The sequence below is a fragment of the Tritonibacter aquimaris genome (assembly GCF_009617595.1).
Classification (GTDB): Bacteria; Pseudomonadota; Alphaproteobacteria; order Rhodobacterales; family Rhodobacteraceae; genus Epibacterium; species Epibacterium aquimaris.
In genome coordinates, this window is sequence record NZ_WIXK01000002.1 from 111111 (window position 1) to 125806 (window position 14696).

13 protein-coding genes and 1 tRNA gene are annotated in these 14696 nt (G+C 54.0%); 9 read left to right on the plus strand and 5 right to left on the minus strand.

Annotation, left to right across the window (positions count from 1 at the left end):
• Positions 1-44 precede the first annotated feature (44 nt).
• Both GG681_RS04090 and GG681_RS04095 read right to left on the minus strand, forming a co-directional pair.
• Entirely contained in the window at positions 45-662 is a 618-nt protein-coding gene (locus GG681_RS04090) for a ribonuclease HII (RefSeq protein WP_153545389.1), read from the minus strand.
• Between the two features lie 106 nt (positions 663-768).
• Positions 769-1251, minus strand: a complete 483-nt coding sequence (locus GG681_RS04095; RefSeq protein WP_153545391.1) for a hypothetical protein — start codon at positions 1249-1251, stop codon at positions 769-771.
• Positions 1252-1433: 182 nt separating this feature from the next.
• Between GG681_RS04095 and GG681_RS04100 the strand changes: the two genes are divergently transcribed.
• The 9 genes from GG681_RS04100 to GG681_RS04140 all read left to right on the plus strand — a co-directional run bounded on the left by GG681_RS04100 (position 1434) and on the right by GG681_RS04140 (position 10306).
• On the plus strand, positions 1434-1727 hold the full coding sequence (locus GG681_RS04100; protein ID WP_153546119.1) for a hypothetical protein: 294 nt from the start codon (positions 1434-1436) through the stop codon (positions 1725-1727).
• Entirely contained in the window at positions 1699-2400 is a 702-nt protein-coding gene (locus GG681_RS04105; RefSeq protein ID WP_153545393.1) for a winged helix-turn-helix domain-containing protein, read from the plus strand. The genes GG681_RS04100 and GG681_RS04105 overlap by 29 nt, the downstream gene beginning before the upstream one ends.
• 82 nt (positions 2401-2482) lie before the next feature.
• Positions 2483-4054 carry a DUF427 domain-containing protein gene (locus GG681_RS04110; RefSeq protein ID WP_153545395.1) on the plus strand — a complete coding sequence of 524 codons (1572 nt, stop codon included), beginning with the start codon at positions 2483-2485 and terminating at the stop codon, positions 4052-4054.
• Positions 4055-4176: 122 nt separating this feature from the next.
• Positions 4177-4263 (plus strand) — tRNA-Leu (locus GG681_RS04115).
• Between the two features lie 165 nt (positions 4264-4428).
• Positions 4429-5268 carry a flagellar motor protein MotB gene (locus GG681_RS04120; RefSeq protein WP_153545397.1) on the plus strand — a complete coding sequence of 280 codons (840 nt, stop codon included), beginning with the start codon at positions 4429-4431 and terminating at the stop codon, positions 5266-5268.
• Positions 5269-5379: 111 nt separating this feature from the next.
• Positions 5380-6708 carry a flagellar hook protein FlgE gene (locus GG681_RS04125; protein WP_194287136.1) on the plus strand — a complete coding sequence of 443 codons (1329 nt, stop codon included), beginning with the start codon at positions 5380-5382 and terminating at the stop codon, positions 6706-6708.
• 38 nt (positions 6709-6746) lie between these two features.
• Positions 6747-8195: a flagellar hook-associated protein FlgK gene (flgK, locus tag GG681_RS04130; RefSeq protein ID WP_153545398.1), complete on the plus strand. Its 1449-nt coding sequence runs from the start codon at positions 6747-6749 to the stop codon at positions 8193-8195.
• Between the two features lie 3 nt (positions 8196-8198).
• Positions 8199-9206 carry a flagellin gene (locus tag GG681_RS04135; protein ID WP_153545401.1) on the plus strand — a complete coding sequence of 336 codons (1008 nt, stop codon included), beginning with the start codon at positions 8199-8201 and terminating at the stop codon, positions 9204-9206.
• Entirely contained in the window at positions 9203-10306 is a 1104-nt protein-coding gene (locus GG681_RS04140) for a flagellar basal body P-ring protein FlgI (protein ID WP_153545403.1), read from the plus strand. The genes GG681_RS04135 and GG681_RS04140 overlap by 4 nt, the downstream gene beginning before the upstream one ends.
• Before the next feature lie 44 nt (positions 10307-10350).
• Here GG681_RS04140 and GG681_RS04145 read toward each other — a convergent pair whose 3' ends face one another.
• The 3 genes from GG681_RS04145 to GG681_RS04155 all read right to left on the minus strand — a co-directional run bounded on the left by GG681_RS04145 (position 10351) and on the right by GG681_RS04155 (position 14692).
• Positions 10351-11376: a LacI family DNA-binding transcriptional regulator gene (locus tag GG681_RS04145; RefSeq protein ID WP_328593256.1), complete on the minus strand. Its 1026-nt coding sequence runs from the start codon at positions 11374-11376 to the stop codon at positions 10351-10353.
• Between the two features lie 518 nt (positions 11377-11894).
• On the minus strand, positions 11895-13400 hold the full coding sequence (locus GG681_RS04150; protein ID WP_153545405.1) for a heme biosynthesis protein HemY: 1506 nt from the start codon (positions 13398-13400) through the stop codon (positions 11895-11897).
• Positions 13401-13411: 11 nt separating this feature from the next.
• Positions 13412-14692, minus strand: a complete 1281-nt coding sequence (locus GG681_RS04155) for a COG4223 family protein (protein ID WP_153545407.1) — start codon at positions 14690-14692, stop codon at positions 13412-13414.
• Positions 14693-14696 lie beyond the last annotated feature (4 nt).

Genomic DNA, 14696 nt, shown 5'->3' on the forward strand with positions numbered 1-14696 from the left:
GGGCGAACTAGGTCAATTTGTTTTTTATTCTGATGGGTTACGCTTTACTCTTGATACAAGATCTTGTGTACGGGCTTAAAACTGCGCCGATGATGTGGTGTCACACCTAGTGTCTTTAATGCATCACGGTGTTGCTTGGAGGGGTACCCTGCATTCTTCTCCCATCCAAATCCTGGAAACTGTTGCCCCAAGTCCACCATAATTCTGTCACGTTCTTCCTTGGCAACAATCGACGCTGCTGCGATCGAAAGAGATTTTGCATCCCCTTTGATGACAAATTCAGCAGGCAATTTCAGATCCTTGGGGATGAGGTTGCCATCGATCAGCAAATAATCCGGTGCCGGATCCAAGGCTGCAACCGCGCGCTCCATCGCCAGATGCGATGCACGCAAGATATTCAATTCATCAATTTCTTCGACACTGGCATGGGCAATCGCCACCTGCGACTTGGCGAGGATTTCCTGCTCGACCAAAGCCCGTTTTTTTGCGCTCAGCTTTTTGGAGTCATTCAACCCTTCGGGCAAAACCGCTAGATCTAGCACCACCGCGGCCGCAGTAACCGGACCGGCAAGCGGGCCGCGACCCACTTCATCCACACCAGCAATTCGAAGATAGCCGCGCTCTATCGCGGCCTGTTCAAGAGAGTAATCAGGCTGTTCCATCCCAAATGGATGCGCGATCCTGGCATTTTGCGCAACAAAAAGGGGAGGACTAAGCCTCCCCTTTTCCACCCACGATCCGTGCGCAAACGGGCCTCAATGTGGTTGGTTAGCGGCTTACCAGACGGTAGCCATGATTTTGCAGGCAGCGGGTTTTATACGCCTTGCGATGTCTATCACCTGCCCGAACAGAGATACCGCATTTAGACGGCAGGCTTTGGACGTGGCCATAATTGCGCTTCAGGCAGCGATGCGAGACCACGGTGCGGCTGTGGCTATACTGTGGGACAATTTTCACACATTGGCTGGGCAGGTCATAGCGTGCGACCGGCGCGGGCAGTGGCCGGGGACGGTGACCATTATTGTGATTGTTGTGGTAATGGGTCTGGCGTTTATGGCGGCGCTTTTCATCTTTGCGCGCCTCATTGATCGCTGCACCAACAAGGCCCAGAACCACGGCACCTGCGATGAATTTTCCAACATCATCCCCCGCACGCGCCGGTGCGGTGCTGAAACCGGTGACACCAATGGAAAGGGCCAGAATAACTGCGATGAACTTCAGGTGGGGCTTGGGGCTATTTGGGGTTTTCATGGGTCTCAACCTTCTAAATCTGTCTGGGCAAAGCGCGTCACTCAAACATGCGCCTCGGTGCTGAAGACAGATTGGGGTTTTGCCCCTCAGACAGGCAATATCGCCCCCTTGTTATCCAATATCATTGCCATCAACCCCCTGTGGTTATTGAATATCGCGGCAACAACACGCATGGTGGAGTCATGTTGCAAAAAACCCTGTTCCTTATTGTCACCACCTGCACTCTCGCACTGGCTGCCCCCAGCCATGCAGAGGAATGTTTTGCCGATTATAAGGCAAAAAAAGATAGCCCCTTGCGCCTGCACTACGGCGTGGTTCAATTGAGGGGCCCCTGCAAGAAGGGGGCAGCCAAAGGTGAAATCGCACAGCGCATCTCCGCAGATGGATGGACATTGCTCAACGTGCTTTCGGTTTTTGGCCCTGATGGCTTGCAGCAAAGGAAGGGCAATGCAGGACCCTACTATCTCCGTTTCTGAGATCCGCAAAACCGGCAGTCGCATCATCTATCTTGGCATTGCTGCGGTGGTGGGGCTGTTGGCCATTGCCGGCACTTTCTTGCTGCTGACGCTGCCAGATGCAAATGCGTTTAATGCCCGCGTTGAACAGCTCTTTGTGGAAAATGATCTCACCACCCAGGCCGAAATCAAACTGCTCGAAATTCTCGCGCAGTCCGGTACAGCCTTTGCCGATACGCTCAGCAGCTACCGTATGGTGATTTTTGTTCTTTTGATCTTTGCCACCGCAATGATGATGGCCGCATTGGTGGTTTTGGCACTGCTCGTCACCATGAACCGACGCATGGCACAGATTGAGCGCGACGGCATTCAGGTCAGCGAGCTCTTGATCAGCCGTGATGAAAACATGGTCTATCTGAACAATATGGGCTTCAAGCTGACGCCTGCTGCGATGGAAACTCTGGCCGTGCTGGCCGAGGCCCGCCTCGATGGGGATGTCTTATCTGGCGTAGAGATTGAGGCGGTGATTTCTGGCCGAGACAGCACCGATTGCGAAGAGGCCGCGGGCGCCACAAGGATCAAACGTCTGCGCGATACATTGGGCAATCAGATGGTCAGCGAGCTGTTGGTGAAAAACATCGCCAAACGTGGTTATGTGCTGGCGATCAGTAAAGATGTCATTCGCATGATCTAAATGCGCCGAATGTTCTGGAAAAACCATATAAGACATCCCATATTTAGCTGATTGCGCCAGGTTGCAGCAAAGGATCCGGGACATGGATGTGCACCTCCCCCCCAACCGAAGCGGCTACGGTATTCTTGTTGAAGATCTTACGCATCCGGTTTTTGTCCGCCACAATGGTATTTTGATTGCGAAGTGCAATCGCGCCAAGGTCATGTATGAGACACGGCAAGCGCCCTCTGTCTACCTGCCGATCCGTGATTTGAAATCATCGCTGGTCAAACGCGATGATCTGCGCACCTTCTGCCCCTTCAAAGGCACCGCGCGGTATTATGATCTGAACACCGAAACAACCAATATCGACAATGCAGCCTGGTGCTATGAGCGCCCGATGCCAGAAGTGGAAGAGGTCAACCGTTTCGTCAGTTTTGCCAAGGATTGCGGCCTGGACATTGATCTTGGTGACAATCAGATCGTGAGCCCTTCCTATGATAATATTTCGGGCCCAATGATTGATTGGCTGTTGCGTGAAGCGGCCTTCATCCAGACGCCAGAAGATTTCACCAGTGCATTGGCCCATAAAATGCGCAGCCAAGGTATCAGCCTGTCGCGCCTGTCGGTCATGTCCTGGTCGCTACATCCGATGATTGCTGGAAAGAACTTCATCTGGTCGAAACAGACCGACAAGGTAACGATCTATACGCCGTCGTATGAAATCTATGATGAGCCCGCCTATCACAACAGCCCCATCCGCCACGTTTCAAAAGGATTGGGTGGGGTACGGCATCGCCTAAGAGAAGAATCAGACATTGCAGCCTTTCCCATTCTCGAAGATCTGCAACGTGATGGTGCAACAGATTATGTGGCCATGCCGCTGCCGTATTCGGACGGGCGCATCAATGTTCTGACCGTTGCTTCAGACCACCCGGATGGGTTCAGCACCGATGATCTGGGTCTGATCTTTGAATGCTCTGCGGTTGTTGCCCGTTTCTATGAAGTGTTCTCCCAACGTGAAAACGCGCGATCCCTGCTTGAAACCTATGTGGGCAAACGCTCTGGCTCTCGCGTGCTGGGTGGTGAAATTCGTCGCGGGGAAGGCGACGAAATCGACGCCGCAATCATGTTTTGCGATTTGCGCCGTTCCACACGGCTGCAGGAAACACTTGGGCGAACTGCCTATATCGCCCTGCTCAATCGGTTCTTTGAAAGCACTTCAGACATCGTGCATGAAAACGGCGGCGAAGTGTTGAAATTCATAGGCGATGCGGTTTTGGCCGTCTTTCCGGCCGGAGACAACGCAGACCTAGCCCGCGCCAAAGCCGTGAAATCCGCGCGCAAAAGCACAATGTCGCTGATGAAGATGCGCAAAGACACGGATGTGGCAGATCTCGATTGCGCCATAGGAATCGCATTTGGATCAGTTATTTACGGCAACGTCGGCTCAAGAGAGCGGCTAGATTTCACCGTGGTTGGGCAGGCGGCGAATATCGCGGCACGGCTTGGCGACTATGGCAAAAAGATTGGCGCTCAGATTGTGGTGAGCGAAGACAGCCTATGCAAGAAATGCACCGCACGCCCGTTGGGGGCGCTGACACTGCATAATGTTGGCCGTACCGTCGAAAGCTATGCTGTACCCGTAGAAGAAGCGATCCCCGAGCTGAGCTGATAGCCCAACATAAAGTGCACCATGTCCCACAGCTTTTAAATTGTGCCTGCACAGGCACAAAATCACATTTAGCGCTTGCAGGCACTTTATTGTCTGCGTATATGACGCTCCACGACATCTGTGCCCAGATGGCGGAATTGGTAGACGCGCTAGCTTCAGGTGCTAGTGTCCGTATGGACGTGGAGGTTCGAGTCCTCTTCTGGGCACCATATCCCCCTATATTTTGCAAAACCCACCATTTCGCGCGTTTTACGCACAAATGATCCGTGCAATCACCATCCAGAGATCTTAACTGCCGGCAAATTTATCTGTTAAGACCTGTTTAACGCCCCACCTGTTATCCCGGTTATGGGTGAAAAAAAGTGGTGGTGACTATGAGCGCACAAGACAATATGGCGCCCATTATCATCAAGAAGAAAAAAGGCGGCGGTGATCACGGTCACCACGGGGGCGCTTGGAAAGTGGCCTATGCCGACTTTGTGACAGCCATGATGGCGTTCTTCTTGTTGATGTGGCTCCTTAACGCAACAACAGAAAAACAACGTAAAGGCCTGGCGGATTATTTTTCGCCGTCCATTCCGTTGAGCCGCGTTTCAGGTGGCGGCAATGGCGCCTTTAATGGCGACAGTATGTTCACCGAAGAGATCAAGCCTCAGACCGGTACCGGTGCAAGCGCTGAGCATCCCGAAGATGCGCAACAGGCGCAGGGCAATTCCGGCGTCGAGAAAGACGACGAAGCGAAAAAGGCTGAGGATGAAAAGCTTCAGGCGGTTCAGGATGCGCTTGCCGGTCGCAGCGGTGAAAGCATGGTGTCGATCGAAATGGCGCGCCATATTATCACCCGCGTTTCCGACGAAGGGCTGATCATTGAATTGTTTGATACTGAGAATGCGCCACTGTTTGAACCAAACAGCGCAACCCCGACTCCGCTGTACCGGGATCTGGTGCGCATGGTTGCAAGAGTAGCCGGTGTTGTTGGCAACGACATAGCGATCAGCGGTCATACCCGTTCGCAGCCGGTAGTGGTGGCCAATAACCCGATTTGGGAAATTTCTCATGACCGCGCAGACGCAACACGAAAACTGCTCGAATCAGGTGGGATGTCCCCAAAACGAATCCATCGTGTCACTGGCCATGCGGACCGCTCCCTGTCTCAAACCAACCCGATGTCGGTGAAAAATAACCGGGTTGAAATCGTGCTACTGCGCGACTGAGCATGAAAAACACCTAGTTTAGAGGCCAATTGGGCTAACGGATATCTCAGATTTTATCTGTTAGCCCAGTATTAATGCCCATTCGATACTCCTGACTGCAGAAGAGAATTGATGCAGCAGAAAGGCGTATCCATGACCATTTCTTCGTCGTTGAGTGCGGGCGTTTCGGGTCTGACCTCCAACGCAACGCGTTTGGCGTCCATTTCCGACAACATCGCGAATTCGTCGACCTATGGCTACAAGCGGGTCCAGACCGATTTCAATTCCCTGGTGATCGGGAGAAACGGCGGCGGCTACACAGCTGGTGGCGTACGTGCGTCATCGATGCGCATGATTGATCAACGTGGGTCCCTTGTGCCAACGAACAACGCAACCGACCTCGCCATTCGTGGCCGTGGCATGCTGCCGGTGGCAAGCATTGCAGAGGTTGAGAACGGCACGCTGAGCCCGTCAATGCTTTTGACATCAACTGGATCTTTCAACACCAATGATGATGGGTTTTTGACCACTGACTCCGGTCTTGTTCTCATGGGTTGGCCCGCGCTTCCGGATGGATCAATCCCCAACTTCCCGCGGGACACCACCGATGGGTTGGAGCCAATCCGGCTGAACCGAAGCCAGCTTTCCAGTGAACCAACCACCGAAGTGAAGCTTGGGATCAACCTGCCCGCAACCTCGACCGAGGCTGGCGGCACACCTGATCCGGCCGATACAACCACCACAATTGCGTACTATGACAACCTCGGTCGTTCCGAAGGGATCACCGTAGAGTTTGAAGCAACAGTACCCGCAAGCGGCACGTCAAACCAATGGACGATGCGCCTGTTTGACTCGGCAAGCGGTGGTGCGCAAATCGGTGAATACGATCTGACATTCAATAGCAGCCAGACCGATGGCGGCTCGCTTGCCTCTGTAACGCCTGTTTCAGGCGGCGCCTACGATCCCGCAACGGGTTCTGTGGTGGTCAACGTGGACGGTGGTCCAATTGAGGTCGACATCGGATTGTTGGGCCGCTCCAACGGCTTGACCCAACTGGGTGATGATTGGGTCGCTGCCAATATCTCTCGTGATGGTGCCCCAGCGGGTAACATCGTGAGTGTCGAAGTGGATGAAAACGGGTTTGTGCGTGCTTCCTATGATTCCGGCATCATCCGCACCGTTTATCAGGTTCCACTGGTGGATCTGCCCAATATGAACGGCCTGCAAACCATGGATCGTCAGACCTTCATCCCAACAACCGAAAGTGGCTCTTTCTTCTTGTGGGATGCGGGCGATGGGCCAGTGGGTGATATTGCATCTTACGCGCTGGAAGAATCGACAACTGATGTCGCCGGTGAACTAACCAGCATGATCCAGACCCAACGGGCCTATTCCTCCAATGCAAAAGTCATCCAAACCGTGGATGAAATGCTGCAGGAAACCACCAACATCAAGCGCTAATAGCGCTTGATCCCCCACACTAAGAAATGGTCTGATCGATGACTCTGAACAGTGCTATTACCGCTGCCGTTTCAGGCATTTACGCAGCATCGCGCGCATCCTCTGTTGTTTCTGACAACCTCTCGAATGCGCTTACACCAGGCCATTCACGCCGTGTGTTGTCGCTGTCATCCAATGGCCCCGGCATTCCCGGGGTCAAGGTTGGCAATATACAATTGGTAAAAGATCCCGGGCTCCTGGCGTCTCGCCGGGTGTCCGAATCTGAATATGCTGCTGCGGAACAGACTGCCAATTTCTTCAGCCGCATGGCCGATGCCGTTGGAACGGTTGACGATCCATTTTCACTCGCATCACGCCAATCCGCCCTTGAATCCGCTTTGGTTGAGGCAATTTCACGCCCAGATTCAGGCCCGCGGCTAAACGAGCTGTCGGTGCGTGCGAACCAGTTGGCAGATTCGATCAATTCTGCGGCCAGCGAGCTCCAAAATCAGCGGCAAATAGCTGAAAATTCGATCGACACACAGATCACTCAGCTGAACCAGGGCCTCAAAGATATTGAGCGCCTGAACGCCAAAATCGTCATTGCAAATGCATCAGGTCACGATCCGGTTGGCCTGATTGATCAACGTGATCAGGTTGTTGACCAAATAAATCAGATTGTTCCGCTGAATGTTGTGACACGCGACAATGGTCAAGTTGCACTTTTCTCGGAAGGTGGGGAAATCCTACTGGAGGGAACGGCCTCTCAATTCAGCTTCGTCAAGAACCGCATCATTCTGCCCCATATGACAATCGATAACGGTCTGCTGTCCGGCTTGGAAATTGACGGTCGTCCTATTGGCACCGGGCCTGAAGGACGCTTGCGAGGCGGCACATTGACTGCTGCATTTCAGATTCGCGACGACCACGCGGTAAGCGCCCAAAAAGATCTTGATACCATGGCCCGCGACCTGATTGAACGCTTTCAGGACCCTGCTGTTGATCCAAGCCTTTCTGCAACGGATGCCGGTTTGTTTACAGACGCTGGTGCCGCATTTGACCCAGCCAACGAACTGGGCATCGCCAACCGTATCAGCCTCAACGAGAAAGTTTCACTCAATGGCGATGCTGAGACCTGGCGCTTTCGCGATGGGCTCAACGCTGCTGCCCCCGGTGATCCGGGCGACGCGAGCTTGCTGCGCGCTTACAGTGATGCGCTCAATCAAACGCGTACGATTTCCACACCCAGCCTTGGCACGATCGATATCTCTGCCTCGACACTTGCGGCAGATCTCATCTCTCGGTTTGCTCAGGACAATGAAACCAGCACCAACCGCGTGACATTCACTGCCGCAGGCTTTCGCGAAGCAAGTGAAGCGGAGCAATCTCAAGGTGTTGATACCGACGTAGAGCTGCAAAATCTTCTGATCATTGAGCAAAATTACAATGCAAACGCGCGCGTGATCACCGTTGTAAATGAACTTATGGACACACTTCTGAGGATCTAACTTATGCTATCTGCTTCTTATGGCGATATCGCCCAGTACACTTTTCTGCGGATGCGCAACTCGGATCTGAAATCCCAGGTTCAGACCCTTGGTCAAGAGCTGACCACAGGGCGTACATCCAATGTCACCGAACGCTTGGGCGGTGATTTCACTTATCTGTCCGGCATCGAACACACCTTGAGCAAGCTCGACAGCTACAAGGTTGCGGTCAGCGAAGTCACCGTTCTTGCGGTTTCAATGCAATCCAGCATTCAAAAAGTGCACGACAATGTTGAACAAGCGCGCAACAGCCTGCTGACGCTTTCAACCAGCCTGACCATCACCAACGCTCAGGATGCCGCCGACGATGCCCGTTTGCAGCTCGACAACAGTATCGATGCGATCAACTCCAGCGTTGGCGGGCGCAATTTGTTCTCCGGCACGGCAACAAGCAGCAGCTCGCTGCTGGATGGACAGACAATTTTGTCAGCGCTGAGCACCGAGATTAGCGGTCTGACCAGCACCACTGATATCATCACAGCAATCGATAATTGGTTCGATGACCCCGCCGGGTTTGATTCAGTTGTATATCAAGGGTCAGATACCGCGCTGGCCCCGATCGATGTCGGCGAAACAGATCAGGTCACTTTGGATGTTCTCGCCACCGATCCCGCGTTCAAACAAAGCCTGAAAGCTTTTGCTTTTGCAGCAATCACCACTGAACCTGGCGTCACTATGGATGACGGCGTTGCGATCGAATTGGTACGCCACGCACGGGATGAATTTGTCGGAAGCAGCGACTCTCTTATCGAACTGCAATCCGATATTGGGTTCATGGAAGGTCGGATCGAAAACGCCCGCACACGCAACGAGGCGCAGATTACCACGCTGTCCATCACCAAAAACAAGATGCTGGAAGCCGATCCCTACGAAACATACGCCAAGCTCGAAGAAGCCCAGAACCAGCTCCAAAGCCTGTATGTGGTAACCCAGAAATCGTTTGAGCTGTCACTCCTGAGATACATATCATGATGAAATACCTTAGACTTCTGTGCCTATTTTTGTTTTTGCCGATGGTGGCGCATGCCAATGCCATCCGGCTGAAAGACCTGGTGGAATTTGATGGAGTTCGCGGCAATGACCTCGTGGGCTATGGTCTTGTTGTTGGTCTGAACGGAACCGGCGATGGGCTGAGAAACTCTCCCTTCACCGAAGAAATCATGACCAACATTCTGGAACGGCTCGGCGTCAATGTGACTGGTGAACAGTTCCGCCCGAAAAACGTTGCCGCTGTGTTTGTCACCGCGACGCTGCCACCGTTTGCGCGTGTTGGTGCAACACTGGATGTGACCGTGTCGGCCATTGGGGATTCCAGCAGCTTGCTTGGTGGTACTTTGATCATGACGCCGCTGAATGCGGCCGATGGTCAGATTTATGCCGTTGCGCAGGGCTCAATTCTCGCAGGTGGTGCCGTTGCCGAAGGCGAAGCGGCCAGCGTCACACAGGGCGTTCCCACCGCTGGGGTGATCCCATCAGGCGGCCGCATCGAGCGTGAGATCGAATTTGATCTGGCGTCTTTGTCGACCATGCGCCTCGCGCTGCGTGAGCCCGATTTCACCACTGCAAACCGGATTGAACGGGCTATTAACTCTGAATTTGGGCGTAACGTGGCCCTTATGCGGGACTCGGGAACTGTTGAGGTGGACGTTCAACGCACCAATACGCGTTCTACCGCACATGCAATTGGCCGGATGGAAAACATCCTGGTTGAGCCCCAGCGCAAAGCGCGCGTGGTTGTCGACCAACGTTCGGGCACCATTGTGATGGGCAGCGATGTTCGTATTTCCCGTGTCGCCGTTGCCCAGGGCAATCTGACACTGCGCATTGAGGAGGCGCCACTTGTGGTGCAGCCGAACCCCTTTACCGATGCGCAGCCCGTTGTGGTGCCTCGTACTGGTGTTGGCATCGAGGAAGAAGAAGGCATCCAACTTGCGGAAGTTCCTGAAACCACATCCTTGTCGGAAGTTGTTTCGGGCCTCAATGCCTTGGGGGTCTCACCACGCGATATGATCGACATCCTCAAAAGCCTGAAAGCCGCCGGCGCACTTCACGCAGAGTTTGTTGTCCGATAACAAAAAGGGCCGCTCTATCCCGAGCGGCCCTTTGCAATCTGTTCTTACCAACGTTTTAGCGTATCGCCGTAGTCAATGGTTGGAACCAGAGTAACGTTTTTCTCGATCTCAGCCTCTGGATTGTCCAACCGCAACGCGATGATCTCCGCAGCCTTGCGCCCGATTTCCTGACGGCACGCATCCATCGTGGCCAATCTGCGCGGCAGCCCATCCAGCAATTCAACGCCATTAAAGCCCGCAAGGCCAATTTCGCCGGGCACGTCCACCTTCTGATCCATCAGATGCAGCAAACCACCTGCGCCGATCATATCATTGGAATAATAGAGAAAATCGAGATCTGGCGAGCGATCAAGCATATCGCGTGTCATCTCACGCCCTTTCGCCAGCGCTGAGCCGCCGGAATAAAAGGCACGATCTTCGATCTCTACGCCCTCTTTTGCCAGTGCCTCGGTAAAGCCTTCAAAGCGTTTGCGCGCCCGGTGATCAAGCGGCATTTTGGTGCCCAGAAAACCAATATGCTCATAGCCAGCTTTCAGGATGGCCTTCGCCATCTCACGCCCGGCGCGACGGTGAGAAATCCCGACCATCGCATCAACCGGTTTGCCATCGGTATCCATGATTTCAACCACCGGAATACCAGCTGCTGACAACATCGCACGGCAGGCATCTGAATGTTCAAGCCCGGCAATGATGACACCAGAGGGACGCCAGGACAGCATCTCATAGAGAACTTTTTCTTCTTTTTCGGGTTGATAATCCGTCACCCCAACCACCGGCTGTAGATCGGTGTTTTCCAAGACACGGTTGATACCGGTCAGAACTTCGGGAAACACCATATTGGAGAGCGACGGGATAATCACCCCAACAAGGTTTACGCGGCTTGATGCAAGTGCGCCTGCGATCTTATTGGGCACGTACCCTAGTTCCTTAGCAGCGGCGAGCACCTTTTCCCGTGTTTTATCAGATACATCTCCGCGGTTTCGCAGCACTCGGCTGACGGTCATTTCGGACACGCCAGTGGCTTCGGATACATCACGGAGGGTCAGCGGGCGATGGGTGTCATTCGTCACTCTGAAACTGCCTTATATTGCTATTTTTTTCACGTTACCCCACTCCATACAAAAAGCACAATGGGGCGATCAGAAGTGCGGTTAAGGAGCGATGAAACAGCCGCATAAAAGCGCGTATCATGTTCATATCCGCGCGTTTGATCCATATTTTCAAATAGAAAAATACACGTAATGATTGCGTCTCTACTTTAGCATCACGCAAAACTTCGTATTAGCTTCGGCCATAAGCCACGTTTCGCATCCAGACGCCGAGCCATTTTTTAATTTCTGATTATGCCACTGGGCGACTTGTCGACAATAGATCCCCTCATACAGGTTCCATCACGGTGTATTCCCCACTGTCGGGGGGATCAAAGGCTTGGCATGCCATCGGTAATTGTCGCTGGTCTAAGCAACCCAACAATAGCGTTTTCTGGCGCTATGTTATGGGTATCGCCACCTTGGATCTGCGGCGCAAAAGGCTGGCGGCATTCAACAGCTAGAAAAAAGCCCCGCTGTTTGAGCGGGGCCTTGGTAGATTAGCTTGCCTTTTTCTCTGGCTCAGAGATGTCATCTGGGGTCGCTTCGGCAACAACCTCGACAACCTCTGCGTCGCTGACGGCTTCTTCGGCTGGCTCATCAGCAGGAGCTTCTTCGGTCTTGTCTTCCAAAGCCCCGACAATCAATGGCAGCATATGCGCGCCTGTTACGCTGCTGACCTCTGCCACCTCTGGTGATTTCCAGGTCAACGTATCAAAGCTGCCGCAGTTTTCGCAGATCGGTGCCCATTCCGGATGGATGTGATTACACACATCACAGACCCACTGCGGCCCGCGCGGGGCGCTCAGGGCGCGGGTCAGCCAGGCACGCACAACGCTGTCATCAGAGCCTTCACCACGTTCAATCGCCGCCATCAAAGTCAGCGCACGCGCATCCGGTGCACGCTCTGGCAAATCACCCAGGGCGCGACGTGCAGCAGGGAATTCTTCCGCCACAACATAAAGCTCAGCTGAGACCAGACGATTTTCATCATGTCCCGGTTTCATACGCAGGAACGGCTCAAACCGTTTGATCCGTGCGGCCGGTGTTTCATCGGGCTCAATCGCTGCAAAAGCATGCGCTAGATCCGGATGAGGCTGTGCCTCCCAGGCTTTTTTGAGCAAACGGATCGCAACACGTTTTTTGCCCTTCTCAACATATGCACCAGCCGCAAGCACTGCAGCGGGGATCAGGTCAGGCGACAGCGTGTTGGCTTCGATCGCTTTTTCCTGCTGCTCAACGGTTGCGCCTTCGTCCAGCAAAGCTTTGGCCGAAGACAGCGCCAGAACAGCGTCGCGACGTTTGAATACATCACGCGGCAAAGTGCCGGTTTTCAGCTTGGTCGAAAGCGTCTTGCGCGCGCCCGCCCAATCCTGCGCCTGCGCCTGAAGCTGCAACAGCGTATCTTGCACTTCTTCATGCTTGGGCCGCAGCGCCAGGGCTTTTTCTGCCAGCGCCAAAGCGGTTTCCTTATCGCCTTCTGACAGCTTCTGCTTCATGATCCCGCGCACCCCAACAAAGCGGGTGGATTGGTTGGACAGCAAGCGTTTGTATGCCTCAGAGGCCTTACGGGTATCGCCGGACATTTCCGCAGCCTGTGCCACAATCAAATCAGTAAGCTGCGGGTTTTCAAGGTATTTTTCAGCTCGCGTTGCCTTGGCCATAGCCAGACGGCCCTCGCCCGCAGACAGCGCCATCATCCCCTCGGTCAACGCTTTATAACCTTTGCGCTCGCGGCCTTTGTCAAACAGGCGGGTCAACGCTGTTTCATCACCATTGATAAAGCGCAGCGTTGCAACCGACAGCGACGCCAGTTTCAAAATCAGCCAGAGCGCAACAAGCAGTACCGCAATGGCCAATACAGATTGCAGCGCACCCAGCGTGAATTCGGTGTCGGCGACCGTGATCTGAACACCACCAGGTGTGTCCAGCAACAAAACGACGCCAAAGCCAAGCGCGCCAACAATCGCCACAAAAATAAGGACTTTAAGAAGAGACCAGAGCATACAGAAATTCCTTATTTGGCATTCAGACTGTTGGAGAGCGCATCAGCCGCAACAATTGTATCCAGCCGCGCTTGTGTTGCAGCGATCCAATCCGCCATCGGTTTGGCCGCAGTTTCTGGCAGGGCTACTGCTTCCGACAGGGCAGTTTGCAAATCACCTGCATTCACTGCCGCTTCAATACGCGACAATACCGCATCAGTGTCAGCCCCCTCTTTTGGCGCAACAGAACGCGCCCCAAGATGACGTTTTACATATTCCGCAAAGCCGCTTTGACCAGCAGTTTCAGAACGATCCGCCGCCAATGCTTCACGTGCAACAGGCGCAAACCCATCGCCCAGCGCAGCAAGCGACAGAACACCGTTTTTGGCGCTGGCCGACAAAGCTGCCGGGACTGCTACACCCACGGCTTTCAGCTCATCAATTTGTGAGGCAAAGGGCTGCCCCGCATCCACAGCTGATCGGAGCCGCGCCAGAACGGTCTGGGCGCTTGCAATCTTGGCAGCAGCGGCGCTTGCCTCTTCCAAGGCACGGGCCTGGGCAAACATATCGGCCACTTCATCGCGCTGCGCAGCAAAACTTTGCTGCAATCTTTGCATCTCTGCTTCAAAAGCAGCCGACGTTTCGGGGGAGACCGCTGCAGAAACCGGACGCGCCGCCAATTCAACCAGCTGCGCTTCCAGACCGGCCAGTTTGTTTTCAAGCGGGGTCAAATCGGTAGATGCGCTATCGGCATCTGCTTCCAACGCATCGATGCGCACAGCAAGCGGATCAAGATCGGGAATTTGCAGCGCCGACACTTGCTGGGCCAGTTGGTCCAATGTGGATTTCAGGTTCGCTTGCTCAGCGCCCAGCGCTTCAACCTGTTCGTTTCCTGCGCCAAATCCAGCGGGCAGGTACGGATCCAAAATTTCGGTTTTGGCGATACCAAATCCAATAGCCGCCGCTGCAACACCACCCAAGAAGGTCGGGACAAAGCCGCCGCGTTTTTCAATGACGCGTTCAACCGTTGCTGGTTGTTCTGTCGCTGGCTCCAACGCTACAAATTCTGCGGTCTCGGTCTCGGTCTCGGTCTCGGTCTCGGTCTCGGTCTCGGTCTCGGTCTCGGTCTCGGTCTCGGTCTCGGTCTCGGTCTCGGTCTCGGTCTCGGTCTCGGAAGAAATCGTCACTTCGACCTCTTCACTGTCAAGCGCGTCTATATCTTCAACGCTTGTCTCAACCTCAGTATTCTCTGCGTCTTGAACTAGCTCTGGCGCTGGCTCTACCACTTCGTCTCGGTTCTTTTGATCTGCCACGCCG

Coding starts and splice junctions, on each gene's coding strand:
- GG681_RS04090 (WP_153545389.1), bottom strand. CDS start 662: ATGGAACAGCCTGATTACTCTCTTGAACAGGCCGCGATAGAGCGCGGC.
- GG681_RS04095 (WP_153545391.1), bottom strand. CDS start 1,251: ATGAAAACCCCAAATAGCCCCAAGCCCCACCTGAAGTTCATCGCAGTT.
- GG681_RS04100 (WP_153546119.1), top strand. CDS start 1,434: ATGTTGCAAAAAACCCTGTTCCTTATTGTCACCACCTGCACTCTCGCA.
- GG681_RS04105 (WP_153545393.1), top strand. CDS start 1,699: ATGCAGGACCCTACTATCTCCGTTTCTGAGATCCGCAAAACCGGCAGT.
- GG681_RS04110 (WP_153545395.1), top strand. CDS start 2,483: ATGGATGTGCACCTCCCCCCCAACCGAAGCGGCTACGGTATTCTTGTT.
- GG681_RS04120 (WP_153545397.1), top strand. CDS start 4,429: ATGAGCGCACAAGACAATATGGCGCCCATTATCATCAAGAAGAAAAAA.
- GG681_RS04125 (WP_194287136.1), top strand. CDS start 5,380: ATGCAGCAGAAAGGCGTATCCATGACCATTTCTTCGTCGTTGAGTGCG.
- flgK (WP_153545398.1), top strand. CDS start 6,747: ATGACTCTGAACAGTGCTATTACCGCTGCCGTTTCAGGCATTTACGCA.
- GG681_RS04135 (WP_153545401.1), top strand. CDS start 8,199: ATGCTATCTGCTTCTTATGGCGATATCGCCCAGTACACTTTTCTGCGG.
- GG681_RS04140 (WP_153545403.1), top strand. CDS start 9,203: ATGATGAAATACCTTAGACTTCTGTGCCTATTTTTGTTTTTGCCGATG.
- GG681_RS04150 (WP_153545405.1), bottom strand. CDS start 13,400: ATGCTCTGGTCTCTTCTTAAAGTCCTTATTTTTGTGGCGATTGTTGGC.